Source organism: Pseudomonas sp. Colony2 (genome assembly GCF_019382755.1).
Lineage (GTDB): Bacteria > Pseudomonadota > Gammaproteobacteria > Pseudomonadales > Pseudomonadaceae > Aquipseudomonas.
Genome location: NZ_CP080030.1, coordinates 3,197,434 through 3,217,032, shown reverse-complemented (window position 1 = coordinate 3,217,032; position 19,599 = coordinate 3,197,434). Strand labels below are relative to the sequence as shown.

The 19,599-nt window shown below is 61.9% G+C and carries 18 protein-coding genes; 8 read left to right on the top strand and 10 right to left on the bottom strand.

The window, feature by feature from the left end; all coding sequences use genetic code 11:
* Nucleotides 1-16: 16 nt before the first annotated feature.
* The 7 genes from JV201_RS12995 to JV201_RS12965 are packed head-to-tail and all read right to left on the bottom strand — an operon-like array spanning nt 17 to nt 6,509.
* Complete coding sequence (locus JV201_RS12995; RefSeq protein WP_003207489.1) at nt 17-841, bottom strand: amino acid ABC transporter ATP-binding protein; 825 nt, start codon at nt 839-841, stop codon at nt 17-19.
* Nucleotides 828-1,520 carry an amino acid ABC transporter permease gene (locus tag JV201_RS12990; RefSeq protein ID WP_219407035.1) on the bottom strand — a complete coding sequence of 231 codons (693 nt, stop codon included), beginning with the start codon at nt 1,518-1,520 and terminating at the stop codon, nt 828-830. The genes JV201_RS12995 and JV201_RS12990 overlap by 14 nt, the downstream gene beginning before the upstream one ends.
* Entirely contained in the window at nt 1,510-2,244 is a 735-nt protein-coding gene (locus tag JV201_RS12985; protein ID WP_219407034.1) for an amino acid ABC transporter permease, read from the bottom strand. Before JV201_RS12985 ends, JV201_RS12990 begins: the two co-directional genes overlap by 11 nt.
* The gene (locus JV201_RS12980; RefSeq protein WP_219407033.1) at nt 2,241-3,452 is read right to left on the bottom strand and encodes an aminotransferase class I/II-fold pyridoxal phosphate-dependent enzyme; all 1,212 of its coding nucleotides are present in this window, start codon (nt 3,450-3,452) and stop codon (nt 2,241-2,243) included. The genes JV201_RS12985 and JV201_RS12980 overlap by 4 nt, the downstream gene beginning before the upstream one ends.
* Nucleotides 3,449-4,870, bottom strand: a complete 1,422-nt coding sequence (locus tag JV201_RS12975; protein ID WP_219407032.1) for an FAD-binding oxidoreductase — start codon at nt 4,868-4,870, stop codon at nt 3,449-3,451. Before JV201_RS12975 ends, JV201_RS12980 begins: the two co-directional genes overlap by 4 nt.
* Entirely contained in the window at nt 4,863-5,669 is an 807-nt protein-coding gene (locus tag JV201_RS12970; RefSeq protein WP_102605662.1) for a transporter substrate-binding domain-containing protein, read from the bottom strand. Before JV201_RS12970 ends, JV201_RS12975 begins: the two co-directional genes overlap by 8 nt.
* 3 nt (nt 5,670-5,672) lie before the next feature.
* Complete coding sequence (locus JV201_RS12965) at nt 5,673-6,509, bottom strand: transporter substrate-binding domain-containing protein (RefSeq protein WP_008435195.1); 837 nt, start codon at nt 6,507-6,509, stop codon at nt 5,673-5,675.
* Between the two features lie 239 nt (nt 6,510-6,748).
* On the opposite strand from JV201_RS12965, the gene JV201_RS12960 reads away from it, so the two are divergent.
* Nucleotides 6,749-7,609, top strand: coding sequence for a LysR substrate-binding domain-containing protein (locus tag JV201_RS12960; protein ID WP_003207477.1), 861 nt, complete (start codon nt 6,749-6,751; stop codon nt 7,607-7,609).
* Nucleotides 7,610-7,612: 3 nt separating this feature from the next.
* Here JV201_RS12960 and dnaQ read toward each other — a convergent pair whose 3' ends face one another.
* The 3 genes from dnaQ to JV201_RS12945 form a co-directional block, all read right to left on the bottom strand.
* Nucleotides 7,613-8,353, bottom strand: a complete 741-nt coding sequence (dnaQ, locus tag JV201_RS12955) for a DNA polymerase III subunit epsilon (protein WP_162835175.1) — start codon at nt 8,351-8,353, stop codon at nt 7,613-7,615.
* Nucleotides 8,354-8,413: 60 nt separating this feature from the next.
* Complete coding sequence (rnhA, locus tag JV201_RS12950; RefSeq protein ID WP_219407031.1) at nt 8,414-8,875, bottom strand: ribonuclease HI; 462 nt, start codon at nt 8,873-8,875, stop codon at nt 8,414-8,416.
* 101 nt (nt 8,876-8,976) lie between these two features.
* On the bottom strand, nt 8,977-9,735 hold the full coding sequence (locus JV201_RS12945; protein WP_008435200.1) for a class I SAM-dependent methyltransferase: 759 nt from the start codon (nt 9,733-9,735) through the stop codon (nt 8,977-8,979).
* A gap of 65 nt (nt 9,736-9,800) precedes the next feature.
* On the opposite strand from JV201_RS12945, the gene gloB reads away from it, so the two are divergent.
* The 7 genes from gloB to JV201_RS12910 form a co-directional block, all read left to right on the top strand.
* Complete coding sequence (gene gloB / locus JV201_RS12940) at nt 9,801-10,568, top strand: hydroxyacylglutathione hydrolase (protein WP_219407030.1); 768 nt, start codon at nt 9,801-9,803, stop codon at nt 10,566-10,568.
* A 98-nt stretch (nt 10,569-10,666) separates the two neighbouring features.
* The gene (locus JV201_RS12935; protein WP_008435202.1) at nt 10,667-12,079 is read left to right on the top strand and encodes a lytic transglycosylase domain-containing protein; all 1,413 of its coding nucleotides are present in this window, start codon (nt 10,667-10,669) and stop codon (nt 12,077-12,079) included.
* 168 nt (nt 12,080-12,247) lie between these two features.
* Entirely contained in the window at nt 12,248-14,077 is a 1,830-nt protein-coding gene (locus tag JV201_RS12930; RefSeq protein WP_008435204.1) for an extracellular solute-binding protein, read from the top strand.
* Nucleotides 14,074-15,912: an extracellular solute-binding protein gene (locus tag JV201_RS12925; RefSeq protein WP_102605660.1), complete on the top strand. Its 1,839-nt coding sequence runs from the start codon at nt 14,074-14,076 to the stop codon at nt 15,910-15,912. The genes JV201_RS12930 and JV201_RS12925 overlap by 4 nt, the downstream gene beginning before the upstream one ends.
* 1 nt (nt 15,913) lies before the next feature.
* Nucleotides 15,914-16,987 carry a microcin C ABC transporter permease YejB gene (locus tag JV201_RS12920; RefSeq protein WP_008435207.1) on the top strand — a complete coding sequence of 358 codons (1,074 nt, stop codon included), beginning with the start codon at nt 15,914-15,916 and terminating at the stop codon, nt 16,985-16,987.
* 1 nt (nt 16,988) lies between these two features.
* Nucleotides 16,989-18,008: an ABC transporter permease gene (locus JV201_RS12915; protein ID WP_008435209.1), complete on the top strand. Its 1,020-nt coding sequence runs from the start codon at nt 16,989-16,991 to the stop codon at nt 18,006-18,008.
* 1 nt (nt 18,009) lies between these two features.
* Nucleotides 18,010-19,599, top strand: a 1,590-nt coding sequence (locus JV201_RS12910; protein WP_219407029.1) for an ABC transporter ATP-binding protein, incomplete at its 3' end; no start/stop codon positions are given.

Sequence of the window (19,599 nt, the reverse complement as noted above, 5' to 3'; positions counted from 1 at the left end):
GACGAGGTTCCTCTTGTTAGACGGACAGGGTGTAGCGGCTCAGGTTGGTCAACAGGTACGGATCGTTGGCGATCGGCGGCCGACGGCCGGGATCGCCCAAGGCATGGCGCAGGAATTCCTGGGTCCGTTCACTGGTGGGGCGCTGGAAGATCTGCTCGGCGCTGCCGTGCTCGACGATCACGCCGTTCTCGGTGAAATAGACGATGTCGCTGATCTCTTCGGCAAAGCGCATTTCGTGGGTCACCAGCACGCAGGTCATGCCTTCTTCGGTCAGCTCGCGAATCACCGTCAGTACTTCACCGACGGTTTCCGGGTCCAGGGCCGAGGTCACTTCATCGAACAGGATCAGCTCGGGGCGCATCGCCAACGCCCGGGCAATCGCCACCCGCTGCTGTTGGCCGCCGGACAATTGGCCCGGATAGGCATCGGCCTTGTGCTCCATGCGCACCTTGGCCAACAGCGCCCGGGCATCTTTCTCGGCATCGGCACGGTTGCGACCGAGCACCTTGCGCGGGGCGATCACCAGGTTTTCCAGCACGGACAAATGCGGGAACAGGTTGTATTGCTGGAATACAAAACCCACACGCTTGCGCAACTCGATGCGCTGGGCTTCCTGGGTCAGCGTATCGACCCGGGTTTCGCCCACGCGAATGGTGCCGCGCTGAGGCTGCAACAGGCCGGTGATGCAACGCAGGATGGTCGACTTGCCCGAGCCCGACGGGCCGATGATCGACACCGCCTGGCCGCGATGCACGTCGAGGTCGATGCCCTTGAGCACCCGGTTGTCACCGAACGACAGCTGCAAATCCCGCAGGCTGACCAGGGGTTCAATAGAAGGCATAACGGCGCTCCAGGCGTTGGGTCAAACGGGAAATCGGGTAGCAGTAGGCGAAGAACAGGACCAACAGGCTGAGGTAGATCACCACGGTAAAGCCGGTCATGTTCACGGTGTTGCTGGCGATCTGTGCGGTGTCGATCACGTCGTGCACGCCCACCAGCGACGCCAGGGCGGTGCCCATGGTGACCACCGCGTAGAGGTTCATCCACGGCGGCAACATGCGCTTGAAGCACTGGGGCAGGATGATCGAGCTGAATATCTGGCCGCGGGTGAATGCCAGTGAGCGCGCCGCTTCCCATTGGGTGCTGGGGATCGAGCCGATGGCGCCGCGAAAGATCTCCGCCACGTTGGCGCTGGCCGGCAATGCCAGGCCAATCGTCACCTTGACCCAGTCCGGGAACGACACGTAGCTGCTGCCAATATGGATCTCGAACGGAAACACGTAGGTGGTGAAATAGATCAGCACCAGCCACGGCGCATTGCGGAAAATCTGCACCCAGACTCGTGCCGGCAAGCGCAGCAGGCGCAATGGCGACAGGGCCAACGCGCCCACTATCAGGCCCAGCAGCGAGCCGAGACCAATCGCCACCAGGCTGATCAGGATGTTCTGGCCGAAACCGCTGACCAGCGCCGGCGACCATTGCAGCAACGCCGACAGCACCGGGAATGAATCAATGGCCATAGCCGGGCATCCTCAGGCGCGCTTCCAGCCAGCGCCCCACACAATTGACGGTAAAACTCAGCAAGCCGAAAAAGCTCAGGATCAGAATCATCAGCTCCAGCACATTGTCGCTCTGGGTCCAGATCATGATCGAGGCGTAGGTGATATCGCCCACGGCGATGGCCGAGGCCACGGCGGTCATTTTCACCAGGTCGATCAGATTGTTGATCAGCGACGGCAGCGCGAAACGCAGGGCCAACGGCAACTGCACATTCCACAGCAATTGCCGGCTGCTGAAGGCCAGGGAGCTAGCGGCTTCCAGGGTCACGGAAGGTACCGCCTCGATGCCGGCACGCAGGGCTTCGGCGTGGAACGCGCCCTTGTGCAACGAGATCACGATCACCACCCAGGCAAACGGCGTCAGCGGGTTGGCCGCGCCGACGGCCTGGGTCAGCAGCATGTTCAACACCAGGAATGCGCAGTACAGCTGAACCAGCGTAGGCGTGTTGCGGGTCACTTCGATAAACACCCGCGCCGGCTTGGCCAGCCACGGATTGCCCGAAGTCAGCAGCGCCGCGAGGCTGATCCCCGCCAGCAAACTGCCGACGATGGTGAACACGCACAACAGCACGGTGGTCAGCGCGCCCTGCTCCAGGGTGCCGCGCTGATAGGCATCCAGCAGAAAGCTGTAGTTGAGGCCGATACCGGCCGCCCAGTGCACAAAAAGCTCCAGCCAATGACTCATTCGACGCCCCGCAGCTTGCCGCAGGCGACAGCGATACGGCGGCCGGCCTCGGCCACGCTGTCGGTCGCCGTGGCGATGGACAGGCGAAACCACGGCGACAGGCCGTAGGCACTGCCCGCTACTCCGGCGACGCCCTCCTCCAGCAAGTACGCGACGACATCGCCATCATCGTTCAGGCGCTGACCGTCCGGGCGATAGCGGCCAAGCAACCCGGCGCAACGCACGAACACGAAAAAGCCGCCCTGGGGTTCGAGTACTTCCAGGCCCTCGACGGTGCCGAGGGCCATCATCAACAGGTCCCGGCGCAGTTGATAGGCCGCTACCTGCTCGGCCAAAAAGCCCAGCCCGCCGGTGAATGCAGCCAATGCAGCGGCCTGGCCCACGGAGGAAGCACCGGAGGTGGATTGCGACTGAACAACCGCCATTGCATGGGTCAAGGCCTGCGGCCCGGCGCCGAAACCGATGCGCCAGCCGGTCATGGCGTAGGTCTTGGACACGCCGCCCACCAGCAGGCAACGGTCCTGCAAATCCGGCGCGACGTTCAGCAGGCTCTGGGCCGGGCGCCCGTCGAAGCGGATGTGTTCGTAGAGTTCATCCAGCAGCACCAGCACCTGGGGATGGCGACGCAGCACCTCGGCCAGCGCATGCAGTTCAGCCTCGCTATACACCGCACCGCTCGGGTTGCCCGGGCCGTTAAGGATCAGCCAGCGGGTGCGTTGATTGATGTGTTGCTCCAGCTGGGCGGGCAGCAGTTTGCAGCCCTGCTCCAGCCCGCACTCGATAAAAACCGGCTCGCCACCGTTGAAGCGCACGCTGTCGGGGAACGACGGCCAGTAAGGCGTCGGCACCAGCACTTGATCGCCGTCGTCGAGGGTTGCGGCGAAGGCGTTGAAGATGATTTGTTTCGCGCCGTTGGCGATCACGATATTCGGCAGCGAATAGTCCAGGTGGTTTTCTTCGGCCAGTTTTCGTTGCACGGCCACGCGCAAGGCTTTTACCCCGGGTGTCGGCGTGTACTTGGTGGCGCCCGCAGTAATGGCTGCGCAGGCGGCTTGCTTGATGTGCTCCGGGGTATCGAAATCCGGCTCGCCGGTGGTCAGGTCCAGGATGTCGCGGCCGGCGTCACGCAGTTCCGTGGCGCGGGATTTGGCCGCCGCATTGGCCGACAGCGATACGCGCTGCACCCGCTTGGACAACCGAACGGTCATGGCTGCACCTCAATGACTTTGCCGGGATTGAGCAGGTTTTTCGGGTCGAGGGCCCGCTTGATGCGGCGCATCAGGTCCAGTTCCACCGGGCTTTTGTAGCGGCCCAGCAGGCCGACCTTGCGCTGGCCAATCCCGTGTTCGGCGCTGATGGAGCCGCCATGGGCATGGGCGCTGTCATGTACCAGCAAGCTCAATTCGGCGTAGTTGCGCATGTGCGCGTCGACCGTTGAATCCAGCGGATGGGCCACGTTGTAATGCAGGTTGCCGTCCCCCAGGTGCCCGAACGTGAAGTTGCGAACACCGGGGAAATGCGTCTGTAACAGCGCATCGGTATGGGCGACGAAGGCGACGATTTGCGAAATGGGCACCGAGATATCGTGCTTCATATTGCGTCCGGCACGCTTCTGCGCTTCGCTCATGTTCTCCCGCAGCAGCCATAGCGCTTCGCTTTGCGCCAGGCTTTCGGCGATCAGTGCGTCGGCCAGCAGTGACTGTTCGAAGGCTTCACCGAGGACCGTTTCGAAGGCTTCGCGGGCGTGGGTTTCACCGTGGTTATCCGACAGCTCCAGCAAGGCAAACCAGGGTTGGCTGGCGTTGAGAAACGGTTGCGGGCCCTCGGGAAATTGCTCGCGCAACAACGCCAGGCAATCGGCGCTGAGCAATTCGAATGCAGTGAGGTTTGCACCAAAACCGGCGCGGGCATGGGACAGGAACGCCACCGCCTGGGCCAACTCGTCAAACGCCAGCAGCGCTGTCGCCTGGGCCTTGGGCAGCGGGAACAGCTTCAGGGTCGCGGCGGTGATAATCCCGAGGGTACCTTCGCTGCCCACGTACAAATCCCGCAGGTCGTAGCCGGTGTTGTCCTTGCGCAACCCTCGCAGGCCATTCCAGATTTCGCCTTCGGCGGTCACCACTTCCAGGCCCAGGGTCAACTCGCGGGTGTTGCCATAACGCAGCACGGCGGTGCCGCCTGCATTGGTGCCAAGGTTGCCGCCGATGGTGCAACTGCCTTCGGCGCCCAGACTCAATGGAAACAGGCGACCGGCTTCACGGGCCACGTCCTGGATGTTTTGCAGGATGCAGCCGGCTTCGACGGTCAGGGTGTCGTTGTCGGTATCGATCACGCGCACCCGGTTCATGCGGTCGAGCAGCAACAATACCGCGCGGCCGCTGGCATCCGGTGTGGCACCCGCCATCAGGCCGGTGTTGCCGCCCTGGACCACGATGGGCGCTTCCAGGGCGACACACGCACGCACCACGGCGGCCACTTCCTCGGTGTTGGCCGGGTGCACCACGGCGATCACCCGGCCGGTGTAGCGGCCCTGTTTGTCGGTCAGGTACTGGGCGGCGTCTTCGCTGCGCTGCACATGGGCGGCGCCGAGCAGTTGTTGCAGGGTGGCGAATAGCGCTTCACTCATGGCTGTACTGCTCGTGCAGATCACGCAGGGCTTGGGACGGAGCCATGCCGGTACGTTCGCCGAGGGCGATCAACCAGCCGCTGCGATGCCAGTCGCGCACGATGGCGTCGAGCCTGGCCTGGGTGTCGTGTTCGCCTTTACGGATCCAGATCACGGATTTGGATGGGATCAAATCCCCTGGCAACGGGATCTCGTAGCCTGACCATTCGGCATCGCCGAGCAGCGCGTGCATGGTCGGGCTGACGTGCACCGCCGCCACACAGCCATTGCCGCGCAACGACAGCAAAGATTCGGACTGGCTGCGGAACGCCTTGATCTGCGCGCCGTAGGTTTCCTGCAACGGCTTGATGAAGTTGCTGCCCTGGGACACGCACACCGGCTTGCCCTTGAGGTCGGCCCACTGGGTGATGCCGGCGCCTTTGCGGATCAACGCCGCGCCGCCGACCTCTTCATAGGGCGTGGGCACGTAGTCGAGAATCTCGGCGCGTTCGTCGGTGTACTGCATGTTGGCGATCAGCACGTCGACCTTGCCCTGTTGCAGGAACTGCACGCGGTTGGGCGCCAGTACCGAAACGGTCCTGGTCTCCACACCCAGCGCCTGGCCCAGGCCCTTGGCCAGTTCGACGTTGTAGCCCAGGTGTTCGCCGGTCTTGGGGTCGATGGTGCCGAACGGCGGACCGCTGAGGATCACGCCGACGCTGATGGCGTGGCGTTGCTGGATCTTGTCGAGGGTGGCGTCGGCGTGGACCAGGCTGGCGCACAGTGCCAGGCCCAAGGCAGTCAGGGTTCTCAATGTCATGTGTCAGGCGCCCTTGAACTGTTTCTGCAACTCCACCAGCGCCGGGGACGCCGGGGTGATGTGGTTGCGGGTCTGGGCTTCGATCAGCCAGCCGCTGCGGTGCAGGTCCTTGACGATGGGGTCGAGTTTGGCCTGGGTGTCGCTCTCGCCACGGCGGGTCCAGATTACCGATGGCGCCGGGTTCAGCTCGGGACTGAGGGTGCGGTAATCCTTCCATTCGGCGCTGTCGTTGATCAGCGGGTTGACCAGGGTGGAGTCATGCACCGCAGCGACGCAGTTGTTGCCGCGCAGGGCCAGCAGGGATTCCGAAGAGCTCTTGAAGGCCTTGATCTGCGCGCCCAGTTCGGTCAGCGGCTTGACGTAGCTGCTGCCCTGGGAGGTGCACACCGGCTGGTCCTTGAGATCTTCCCAGCGGGTGATCTTGCTGTCCTTGAGTACGGCAGCAGTGCCGCCGATCTTGTAGAACGGCGTCGGCACGAACCCGAGGATCTCGCCACGCTCGGCGGTCCATTCCATATTGGCGATCAGCAGGTCGACCTTGCCCTGTTGCAGGAACTGCACACGGTTGGCCGGCAATACCGGCACCAGCTGCACCTCGGCGCCCAACTGACGGCCCAGCTCGTTGGCCAGGTCGACGTTCAAGCCCCTGGGCTTCTGGGTGGTGGGGTCGATGCCGCCAAACGGCCCGCCAGACAGCAGCACGCCGACCACTAGCACATGGCGCTGCTGGATCTTGTCCAGGGTCGCATCGGCCTGAGCCACTGCGCTGCCGCCCAGGGCGATCAACGCGCCCAGGACCACAGGCAACCTTCGTTTTACCGCCGCGCGCACAAACCCCATGGAACTCCCCTCATTAGCGATCGGCGTACCCCGACCTGATGTGGGGGCATGCTAGGGAGAGTGCCGGGCTAACGGAAATTCAAATATCTAATATCGTTATAACTTCCCGTATATGGACGCGCTGACTTTTGGCCATATACTCGAATTCATTAGCCCTCGTAAAAACCCAGCGCGACAAAACATAAACATCTGTAATGTTTATCTTCGCACCCTTGATATAAAAACGCCCTGGAATGGCCATGTCGACCCTCGATCTTGAACTGCTCCGCACCTTTATCGCCGTGGTCGACCACCACAGCTTTGCCGAAGCCGGCACTCACCTGGCACGCACACAATCTTCCGTCACCCAGCATATGCAGCGTCTGGAACAACAAGTGGGCGTCAGCCTGTTTGAAAAACGTGGCCGGCAAAAACAACTGACAGAACCCGGGATGCAGCTGTTGCGGCATGCGCGGCAGATGCTCTCGCTGAATGACGATGCACTCAATTCCTTGCGGGAAAGCAGCCTCAGCGGCGTACTGCGTATCGGCTCGCCCCACGACATCGCCGACACCATCCTGCCGCCGATCCTCAGCCACATCGCCCGCTCGGCACCGCGCCTGCGCCTGGAGATCGACGTCGGGCGCAGCCCGTTCCTGATGGATGACCTGCACCGGGGCAAGGTCGACATGGTGATTTCCACCCGCGCCGATGCCAACCTGGAGGGCTTTGCACTGCGCACCTCGCCGGTGTGGTGGATTTGTTCGGCGCAATACATTCACTCGCCAAGCGAGCCGCTGCCATTGATTCTGGTGGATGAGCCGAGCATTTATCGGCGCTACGCCCTTGAGGCGCTGGAACGGGCGAATATCCCGTGGCGCCAGGCGTACCTGGCATCGAACCTGATCGGGATCAAGGCGGCAACCCGCGCAGGGCTGGGCGTGACCCCACGGAGCATGGAGATGCTAGGGCCGGATATGCGGGTATTGGGGGAAAACGATGGATTGCCGAGGATGCCGGAGGTCACGTACTACCTGTGGATCCGTCCGAACACGGCGAACCCGATTGCGCGCAAGGCATATGACCTGATCAGGGCCAGCCAGGGGCTGGCGCTGGGGTGACGGTTATTGCTGGGTCAATTGGGTCCATAGCGCGGGTGCGCCGGCAGACTTGGCGATCGCCTCGAGGCGCGCTGCATGCTCGGCCATGTCCTGCTCGCTGGCGCGAATAATCGTGGTGGGCTGGCGATCCGCTGGCAGGCGGCGGATTTCCGAAGGACGATTGCCCGAGCCTTCCGCCGAACCATTGCCGTCCGAGGCATTACCGGCCAGGGACAGGCTGGTCTGGCCACCGGTCATGGTCAGGTAGACGTCGGCGAGAATCTCGGAGTCGAGCAACGCGCCGTGGAGTTCACGGCCGGAGTTGTCGACGCCATAGCGTTTGCACAATGCGTCGAGGCTGTTGCGCTGGCCCGGGTGACGCTCACGCGCCATCATCAAGGTGTCGAGGATCGAGCAGTGCCGGGTGATATCGGCCCGATCGGTCTGCCCCATCAGCGCGAATTCGTTGTTGATGAAGCCAACGTCGAACGCCGCGTTATGGATGATCAGTTGCGCGCCGTTGATGAACTCGAAGAACTCATCCGCCACTTCGGCAAACCGTGGCTTGCCCACCAGGAATTCGTTGGTGATGCCGTGGACGCCGATGGCGCCTTCGTCACTTTCCCGATCCGGTTGCAGGTAGACGTGGAAGTGCCGGCCGGTGAGGCGGCGGCCCATCAGTTCGACACAGCCGATTTCAATGATCCGGTGTCCGTCGGTCACCGGCATGCCGGTGGTTTCGGTATCGAGTACAACAGATCGGATGGCCATCAGGGTTCAGCTCTCAACGGTTTGGTACATTTCAAGGGGCGGGATCTTAACACGTCAGACGGCATCAGCTCTGTTTGTGCCGCGCACTTCATCCACACCGCGGTTGGCCAGTTGGTCGGCCCGCTCGTTGCCGGGATGGCCGATGTGCCCGCGCACCCATTTCCAGGTGATGTTGTGGCGATTGCATTGCTCATCGAGCAATTGCCACAGGTCGGCGTTTTTCACCGGCTCCTTGGCCGCAGTCTTCCAGCCGCGCTTCTTCCAGTTGACCATCCACTCGTTGATGCCCTTCATCACGTACTGGGAGTCGGTCACCAGCAATACGTCGCAACGGCGCTTGAGCTCTTCCAGGCCACGGATCGCGCCCATCAGTTCCATACGGTTGTTGGTGGTGTTGGCTTCACCGCCCCACAGTTCCTTCTCCACGCCCTTGCACACCAGCAAGGCGCCCCATCCGCCGGGGCCGGGGTTGCCCTTGCAGGCGCCATCGGTGAAGAGTTCTACGGTATCGGTCATTTCACTGTCCATTAAAGCGGGATCCATCAAAGCGGGTTGCCGATAATCGACCGACAAGTGCCCGAGGTCGAGAGGCTCGACCTGAAATCAAAAAGGTATGTTTACTGTTCGCTCTGCTTGCGATTGACCTTGGCCATCGGCATCGGCACCAGCTTGCCCATCGGCTCGCGACGCACCTGGCGCACCGGGCGCAGGCCAACGACGATCTTGCGCGCCACCAACAGGTAGAAACCCCCGCCGGACAATTGCCAGGCACCGGCCCTGCGTTCCCAGCCGGCCAGCCGGCCTTGCCACTTGGCAGACGCAAGCGGCGGACGATAGCACCCGAAGCGGCGTTTCTCCAGCGCAAAGCCCAGCAGGTTCAACCAGTCGCCGACTCGCGACGGCGAGATGCAGCGCGCCTGGCGCAGCCCGTCATGGGCGAACACATGGCGCAAGCCCCAACTGCTCCAGGGGTTGATGCCAATGATCAGCAAATGGCCACCAGGGCGCACGCTGCTGGCCGCTTCGCGCAGCAAACCGTGGGGCGACAGGCAGAAATCCAGGCCATGCTGCATCACCACCACATCGGCCGCATGCTCGCTCAACGGCCAGGCCTGCTCCTCGCAGACGATTTCAACCCCCGGCAGCGGCGCCCCCAGGCGCACATTGCGTTGCACCTGGGGTGCCGACGGCGGGGTTTGTGCCGACGGCCCGTAATGCACCAGGTAACCACCAAAGAACCGACCCAGCTCGTCTTCGAGCATGCGCCGTTCTTCATCCAGTAAAAATTGCCCGACAGGCCCGGACAGCCATTCACGGGCGGCACCGATCAGTGCCAGCCACTCGGGATCGGCCTGGGCGAACGCTTTATCAGTCATTGCATTCTCCAACGCGCCAAGAAGCTCTAAGATGCACCAATGTGTTCAGCTTGGCGAATCAAAGAATGATACAGATCAGTGCCCTGCCCGCCTTCACCGATAACTACATCTGGTTGTTACAGGATCAGCTGAACAAGCGCTGCGCGGTGGTCGATCCCGGTGATGCCGCGCCCGTGCTGGCCTGGCTCCAGCAGCATCCCGAGTGGACCCTCAGCGACATCCTGGTGACTCACCATCACCATGATCATGTCGGCGGCGTCGAGCAACTTAAAAGTGTTTCAGGCGCCACGGTCTACGGCCCGGCAAATGAAAAGATCCCGGCGCGGGACGTGGCACTCCAGGATAACGACCGCATCAACGTGCTGGGTTGGGACTTCGAGGTGTTTGCCGTACCCGGCCATACCCTGGGGCACATCGCCTTTTATCACGAGGGCGTGCTGTTCTGTGGCGACACCCTCTTCGCCGCCGGTTGTGGCCGCCTGTTCGAAGGCACCCCGCAGCAAATGCACACCTCACTGGAGCGCCTGGCGGCCTTGCCGGCCAACACGCTGGTGTACTGCACCCACGAATACACACAAAGTAACCTGAAATTCGCCCAGGCCGTGGAACCGCATAACGCGGATATCGCCGAACGGGTGGAGAACGTGCGGCAACTGCGGGCGAACGGCCAGATAACATTGCCTTCGACTTTGGCCCTGGAAAAACGCACCAACCCTTTTCTGCGGACCTCTGAAACATCCGTTAAAGAAAAAGCGGACGAACGGAATGGCCGCGATAACCGGGCCGGGAGTGAGGTGTTTGCTAGCTTGAGGTCGTGGAAAGATACGTTCTAAGCGCGCGGAATTTAGTACGTAATTTCTGAATGGTTGACCGCAACCCACGCGCTTTCTAGAATCGCCCGACATTTTTGCCCGGAACTTACTTCCAGCCAATGTCGTCATCTATTCGTAAAACCAACCATTCAGACGCATTGACCCGCCTGGCTCAAGCCGTGGCGGTGGCTGTGTCCGCTACTCTGGCGGGCTGCCAATCGACCCATTTTGCCGCACAATCCACCGTGCAACCCAAGCCAAACCTTACCGCCAAGATCAAGCAAAAACCCCTTTGGCTATCAGAGAAGCCAAGCCCGGAAGTGCCCCAGGATGTCTGGGAACGCATGCGCCGGGGCTTTCAATTGCAGGACGGGTTAGGCGTCAACCCGCGCATTGAACAGCAACGATTGTGGTTTGCCAGCAACCCATCCTTCCTCGAGAACGCCGGCGAACGCGGCAGCCTCTACATTCATTACATCGTCGAACGCCTTGAAGAACGCAACATGCCGCTGGAGCTGGCGCTGCTGCCAGTGATTGAAAGTGCCTACAACCCAATGGCCTATTCCCGCAGCGATGCGGTCGGCCTGTGGCAGTTCGTTCCCGCCACCGGGCGCTATTTCAACCTGCGCCAGACCCGCGCCTACGACGGCCGCCGCGACATCACCGCCTCCACCACCGCTGCCCTCGACTACCTGACTCGCCTGCATGACATGTTCAACGGCGACTGGTTGCTGGCCCTGGCGGCTTACAACGCCGGTGAGGGCACGGTCAGCCGGGCCATCGAGCGTAACGAGAAGCTCGGTTTGCCGACGGACTACTGGAACCTGCCACTGCCCCAGGAAACCAAGGACTACGTGCCCAAGTTCCTGGCGCTGTCCCAGGTGGTGCTGGCCCCCGAGGCGTATGGCGTCAACCTCAACCCGATCGCCAACACGCCGTACTTCGAAGTGGTAGAAATCAAGACCAGCATGGACCTGTCACGGGTCGCCGCGCTGGCCGAGATCGACGAAGACGAGCTGTTCCAGCTCAACCCGGCCTTGAAACAGCGCACCACCCTGGACGGCCCGCAGCATTTGCTGGTGCCGACGTCCAAGGCGCAGTTGCTGGCCAGCAGCCTTTCGGCGATGAAGCCCGAAGAATTGCTGAGCATGCGTCCGAAAAAGCCGGTGTTCGACGACGTTGAGCACAAGGCCATTGCCGGTCGCACCCGCAACTACAAGGTGCGCAGCGGCGACAACCTGACGCTGATCGCCAAGGCCAACAAGGTCGATGTACATGACCTGCAGCGCTGGAACAAGCTCAACGGGCAGGCGCTCAAGGTCGGCCAGACCCTGGTGATGCAGGACACCCGCAAGCTGGTGGCCAAGGCCGACAGCAAGAAGCCGGTGCAATACAAGGTCAAGAAAGGCGATTCGCTGTACATCGTCGCCAAGCGCTTCAACGTCGAGATGCAACATCTCAAGCGCTGGAACCCACGCACTGGCCAGGCCCTGAAACCTGGGCAGATGCTGGTGGTTTCCGGGCCGCGCTAAGCAGCAAACACGAGGGGGAACTGGCAACAGCTCCCCCTTTGTTCTTCACCCTGCCAACCCCCATCCAAGCCTGTAGTCTCCCTCCTGCGGCGCCAGCCTTTTTCCAATCGGAACAAGCTGTTACTGTACGGTTCATAAAGCCCAAGCCGCCTGGATCGGATCCCTGACTTGAAGCGTCCCCTCCTTCTACTAATAAGTCTGGCCTTGAGCTTTTCCGCGAACGCGACCATTACCGAGAGCCACGGTTATGCGCAGTTCGGCACGCTCAAGTACCCGGCCAAATTCACCCACTTCGACTGGGTAAACCCCGCAGCGCCCAAGGGCGGCACCTTGCGGGTCATGGCGTTTGGCACGTTCGACACCCTCAACCCGTACACCTTCAAGGGTTCCAGCCCGGTTTCCACCGCCAATTTCCTGCAATATGGGGTTAACGAGCTCAATGAGCCGTTGATGGTCGGCACCGGCCAATATGCCCCGTCCGGCGATGAACCGACTTCCAGTTACGGCCTGATTGCCCAATCGGTGGAATACAGCGAGGACCGTAGTTGGGTAGTGTTCAACCTGCGCCCTGAAGCGCGGTTTCACGATGGCAAGCCGATCACCGCCTACGACGTGGCGTTTTCCTATCGCACGCTGCTGACCGAAGGCCACCCGCAGTACCGCACCAACCTGCAGGAAGTGGCCCGGGTCGACATTCTTAACCGGCATCGCATTCGTTTTGTGTTCAAGCGCGCCGGCAACCCGTTGCTGATCCTGCGCCTGGGCGAGCTACCGGTATTGCCCCAGCATTACTGGAAAAACCGCGACTTCAAGGCCACCACGTTCGAACCGCCGCTGGGCAGCGGGCCTTACCGCATCAGCAAGGTCAGCCCCGGGCGACAACTGGTGTTCGAGCGGGTCAAGGATTACTGGGGCAAGGACCTGGCGGTCAACCGTGGTTTGTATAACTACGACAAGGTCGAGGTGGAGTTCTACCGCGACAGCGACGTGGCCTTCGAAGCGTTCAAGGCCGGCGAGTTCGATATCTATATCGAGCACCAGGCGAAAAACTGGGCCAATGGCTACAACTTCCCGGCGGTCAACCGCGGCGATGTGATCAAGGCGCAGATCGCCCACCAGATACCGACCCAGAGCCAGGGCCTGTTCATGAACAGCCGGCGCCCGGCCTTCAGCCAGGCCAAGGTCCGCGAAGCGTTGGGGCTGATGTTCGATTTCGAGTGGACCAACCGCACCCTGTTCAGCGGCGCCTATAAACGCAGCCTCAGCTATTACCCCAACAGCGAATTCTCCGCTACCGGCGTGCCGACCGGCCATGAGTGGCTGATGCTGTCGCCCTATCGCGACCAACTGCCGGCCAACCTGTTTACCCAGCCCTTCAGCCTGCCCCAGACCGACGGTCGCGGCATTCCTCGCGACACGATGCGCCGCGCCCTCGCATTGTTGGCGGACGCCGGCTGGAAGCTGTCCGGGCAACGCTTGCTCAACAGTGACGGGCAGCCGCTGAGGCTGGAGATTCTGCTGGTGAACCCGAACCTGGAGCGCATCCTGCAGCCCTATGTCGAGAATCTGACAAGCATCGGGGTCGATGCCCGCTTGCGCACGGTAGACCGCGCACAGTACAAACAACGCCTCGATCAGTTCGACTTCGACATGATTCTGATGACCCTCAACCAGACCCTCAGCCCCGGCCTTGAGCAGTGGCAGTATTTCCACTCCAGCCAGGCGGGGATCAAGGGCAGCAAGAATTACGCAGGCATCGCCAACCCGGTGGTCGACCACCTGCTGGACCAACTGCTGGCGGCGCAAACCCGTGAAGAACAGTTGGCCGCCGGCCGGGCGCTGGACCGCGTCCTGCTGTGGCAGCACTACAGTATTCCCAACTGGTACCTCAACTATCATCGCCTGGCGTACCGCAACCGGTTCGCCTTCGTCACCACGCCGCCCTACAGCCTGGGCCTGAGCGCATGGTGGCTGAAAGCTTCGGAGAAAGCCCAATGATACCTTTGCGTACTGCGATCCTTGGCAGCCTGCTGTTTTGCGCCGCGGCCAATGCGGCCCCGCAACATGCCCTGACCCTCTACAACGAACCGCCCAAGTACCCCGCCGATTTCAAACACGTCGACTACGTAAATCCGGATGCCCCCAAGGGTGGCACCTTCCGCGTATCCAGCATGGGCAGCTTCGACAGCCTCAACCCATTCATCAGCAAGGGCGTGCCGGCAGATGATATCGGCCTGATCTACGACACCCTCGCCCAGCAAAGCCTGGACGAACCCATCACCGAATACGGGCTGGTGGCCGGCAAGATCGAAAAGGCCCCGGACAACAGCTGGGTGCGCTTCTACATCCGCCCCGAAGCGCGCTTCCACGACGGCCACCCGATCCGTGCCGAAGACGTGGTGTTCAGCTTCCAGACGCTGATGAAGGACGGCTCGCCGATCTTCAAGACCTACTACGCGGATGTCGACGAAGTGATCGCCGAAGACCCGCTGCGGGTGCTGTTCAAGTTCAAGCGCACCAACAACCGCGAACTGCCGCTGATCCTTGGGCAACTGACAGTGTTGCCCAAGCATTACTGGGAGGGCCGCGACTTCTCCAAGGGCAACCTGGAGATTCCGCTGGGCAGCGGCCCGTACAAGGTGGCCGAGGTCAAGGCCGGGCGCTCGGTCCGCTACGAGCGGGTCAAGGACTACTGGGCCAAGGACCTGCCGATCAACAAGGGTTTCTACAACTTCGATTACCGGGTCACCGATTACTACCGCGACAACACCGTGGCCCTCGAAGCCCTCAAGGCCGGGCAGTTCGATTACTGGCTGGAAATCAGCGCGAAAAACTGGGCCAATGCCTACAACACCCCCGCCGTCACCCAGGGCCGCCTGATCAAGGAAGAAATCCCCAACGGCAACCCCACCGGCATGCAGGGCTTCGTGTTCAACACCCGCAAACCGATGTTCCAGGATGTGCGGGTGCGCAAGGCCATCAGCCTGTTGCTGGACTTTGAATGGAGCAACAAGCAACTGTTCAACGGCGCCTACACCCGCAGCCGCAGCTATTTCGAAAACTCCGAGATGGCCGCCACCGGCCTGCCCGGCCCGGATGAGCTGGCGATTCTTGAACCGCTGCGGGACAAGATCCCGCCCCAGGTGTTTACCGAAGCCTTCGAGCCATCGAAGACCGACGCCAGCGGCATGATCCGCACCCAGCAGCGCGAGGCCTATCAACTGCTGCAAGAGGCCGGCTGGAAGATCGTCGACGACAAGATGGTCGACACCACCGGCAAGCCCGTGACCATCGAGTTCCTGCTGGCACAGACCGAGTTCGAACGCATCCTGTTGCCGTTCAAGCGCAACCTGGCAGACCTGGGGATCGACCTGGTGATTCGCCGGGTCGACATCTCGCAGTACATCAACCGCATCCGTTCGCGGGACTTCGACATGGTGGTGGGCAGCTTCCCGCAATCCTCATCGCCCGGTAACGAGCAGCGCGAGTACTGGAAGTCATCCAGCGCCGACAAGCCCGGCAGCCGCAACTACATCGGCCTGAAAGACCCGGCCATCGACCAGTTGGTGGAAGAACTCATCGACTCCGACTCGCGCAAGAGCCTGGTGGCCCACGCCAAGGCCCTCGACCGCGTGCTGCAGTTCGGCTACTACGTGATCCCCAACTGGCACATCAAGACCTTCCGCGTGGCGTATTGGGACCACCTCGGCCATCCGAAGGTCTCGCCACGGTATGACGTCGGCACCGCCACCTGGTGGAGCAAACCCGACGTGAAACCTGCGATAACCGTGGACACCAACCAGAGCGCCGATCCGGCGAGCGGGGGCGACTGAGATGCTGGCCTATATTTTTCGTCGACTGCTGCTGATCATCCCGACCCTGTTCGGCATTTTGCTGATCAACTTTGTGATCATCCAGGCCGCCCCGGGTGGCCCGGTGGAGCAGATGATCGCCAAGCTCGAAGGCTTTGAAGGCGCCACCAGCCGGATTGCCGGGGGCGGCGCCGAAGTCTCGGTGGCCGGTTCCAGCTACCGCGGCGCCCAGGGCCTGGACCCGGCGCTGGTGAAGGAAATCGAGAAGATGTACGGCTTCGACAAGTCGGCGCCGGAACGCTTGTGGATCATGGTCAAGAACTACGCCCGGCTGGATTTTGGCGACAGCTTCTTTCGCGATGCGAAGGTCATCGACCTGATCAAGGAAAAGATGCCGGTGTCCATCTCCCTCGGATTATGGAGCACCCTGATCATGTACCTGGTGTCGATCCCCCTGGGGATCGCCAAGGCTACGCGGCACGGCAGCCACTTCGACGTGTGGACCAGCTCGGCGATCATCGTCGGCTACGCGATCCCGGCGTTCCTGTTTGCGATCCTGCTGATCGTGGTGTTCGCCGGCGGCAGTTACTTCGACTGGTTTCCGTTACGCGGGCTCACGTCCAACAACTTTGACGAGTTGAGCTGGGGCGGCAAGGTCCTCGATTACTTCTGGCACCTTGCCCTGCCGGTGACCGCCCTGGTGATCGGCAACTTCGCCACCATGACCCTGCTGACCAAAAACAGTTTCCTCGACGAGATCAACAAGCAGTACGTGGTCACCGCCAAGGCCAAGGGCCTGACCAACCACCGCGTGCTGTACGGCCATGTGTTTCGCAACGCGATGCTGCTGGTGATTGCCGGCTTCCCGTCGGCCTTCATCGGCATTTTCTTCACCGGTTCGTTGCTGGTGGAAGTGATCTTCTCCCTCGACGGGCTGGGCCTGATGAGCTTTGAAGCGGCGATCAACCGCGACTACCCGGTGGTGTTCGGCACCCTGTTTATCTTCACCCTGCTGGGATTGGTGGTGAAGCTGATCGGCGACCTCACCTACACCCTGGTCGATCCGCGCATCGACTTCGCCAGCCGGGAGCATTGAGATGAATCTATCCCCCCTCAATCGTCGCCGGTTCGAGCGTTTCAAGGCCAACAAGCGTGGCTGGTGGTCGCTGTGGCTGTTTTTGATCCTGTTCGGCCTGAGCCTGGGCGCCGAGCTGATCGCCAACGACAAGCCGCTGGCGGTGCACTACGACGGCGACTGGTATTTCCCGGCGCTCAAGCGCTACCCCGAGACCACCTTCGGCGGCGAATTCCCGCTGGAAGCCAACTACAAGAGCCCGTATATCCAGGAGCTGCTCAAGGCCAAGGACGCGTGGACGTTGTGGGCGCCGATTCCGTACAGCTACCAGAGCATCAACTACGACCTGAAAGTTCCGGCCCCCGCCCCGCCGTCACGGGACAACCTGCTGGGCACCGATGACCAGGGCCGCGATGTGCTGGCGCGGGTGATCTACGGCTTCAGGATTTCCGTGCTGTTTGCCCTGACGCTCACCGTGCTCAGCTCGATCATCGGCGTGATCGCCGGCGCGTTGCAGGGCTTCTACGGTGGTTGGGTCGACCTGGCCGGCCAGCGTTTCCTGGAAATCTGGTCCGGCTTGCCGGTGCTGTATCTGCTGATCATCCTCGCCAGCTTCGTGCAACCCAACTTCTGGTGGCTGCTGGGGATCATGCTGCTGTTTTCCTGGATGAGCCTGGTGGACGTGGTGCGCGCCGAGTTCCTGCGCGGGCGTAACCTGGAATATGTGCGGGCGGCGCGGGCGCTGGGGATGCAGAACGGCGCGATCATGTTCCGCCATATCCTGCCCAACGCCATGGTCTCCACCATGACCTTCATGCCGTTCATCCTGACCGGCGCGATCGGCACCCTCACCGCGCTGGACTTCCTGGGTTTTGGCCTGCCGGCCGGCTCGCCGTCCCTGGGTGAACTGGTGGCCCAGGGCAAATCCAACCTGCAGGCGCCGTGGCTGGGCATGAGTGCGTTTGCCGTGCTGGCGATCATGTTGAGTCTGCTGGTGTTTATCGGCGAGTCCGCTCGCGATGCATTCGACCCGAGGAAATGAGATGAATCAGGACAATCTGATCGAAGTCCGCGACCTCTCCGTCGAGTTCGTCGTAGGCAACAGCCACCAGCGGGTGGTGAACAACGTCAGCTTCGATATCAAGCGCGGCGAAACCCTGGCACTGGTGGGCGAAAGCGGCTCGGGCAAGTCGGTCACGGCGCACTCGATATTGCGCCTGCTGCCCTACCCGCTGGCACGTCACCCGTCGGGCACGATCCAGTACGCCAACCACGATTTGCTGACCCTGAAGGAAAAGACCATCCGGCATATCCGCGGCAACCGGATTGCGATGATTTTCCAGGAGCCGATGACCTCGTTGAACCCGCTGCACTCCATCGAGAAGCAGATCAACGAAGTGCTCGGCCTGCACAAGGGGCTTACCGGCAAGGTGGCCACCAAACGCACCCTGGAGTTGCTGGAACTGGTGGGCATCCCCGAGCCCCACAAACGCCTCAAGGCGCTGCCCCACGAGCTGTCCGGCGGCCAGCGCCAGCGGGTGATGATCGCCATGGCCCTGGCCAATGAGCCGGAACTGCTGATCGCCGACGAACCGACCACGGCACTCGACGTCACCGTGCAGCTGAAGATCCTGGAGCTGCTCAAGGAATTGCAGGCGCGCCTGGGCATGGCGTTGCTGTTGATCAGCCACGACTTGAACCTGGTAAGGCGCATTGCCCACCGGGTATGCGTGATGCAAAAAGGCTGCATCGTCGAGCAGGCCGAATGCGAAAGCCTGTTCCAGGCGCCGCAGCACCCTTACACCCAGGAGCTGCTGGCAGCGGAACCCAGCGGCGGCCCCGCCACCAATGAAGTCGGCCCACCGTTGCTGGAAGTCGATGACCTGAAGGTCTGGTTCCCGATCAAGAAAGGCTTCCTGCGCAATACCGTCGATTACGTCAAGGCGGTGGATGGCATCAACTTCAGCCTGCCCCAGGGCCAGACGCTGGGCATCGTCGGTGAAAGCGGCTCGGGCAAATCCACCCTGGGCCTGGCAATTTTGCGGCTGATTGCGAGCAAGGGTGGCATTCGCTTCGAAGGCCATCAGATGGACAAGCTCAGCCAGCAACAGGTGCGCCCGCTGCGCCGGGAAATGCAGGTGGTGTTCCAGGACCCGTTCGGCAGCCTGAGCCCGCGCATGTGCGTGAGCGAGATCGTCGGCGAAGGCCTGCGTATCCACAAGATGGGCACTGCCGCCGAGCAGGAAGCGGCGATTATCGCCGCGCTGAAGGAAGTGGGCCTGGACCCGGAAACCCGCAATCGCTACCCCCACGAATTTTCCGGCGGCCAACGCCAGCGCATCGCTATTGCCCGCGCCCTGGTGCTCAAGCCCCGGCTGATTCTGCTGGACGAGCCGACCTCGGCCCTCGACCGTACCGTGCAGCGCCAGGTGGTGGAACTGCTGCGCAACCTGCAGGCCAAGTACAACCTGACCTACCTGTTCATCAGCCACGACCTGGCGGTGGTCAAGGCGTTGAGTCACCAACTGATGGTGGTAAAACACGGGCAGGCGGTTGAACAGGGAGATGCACCCGCGATCTTCGCCAACCCCCAGCATGCCTACACCCGGCAACTGCTGGAGGCCGCGTTTTTG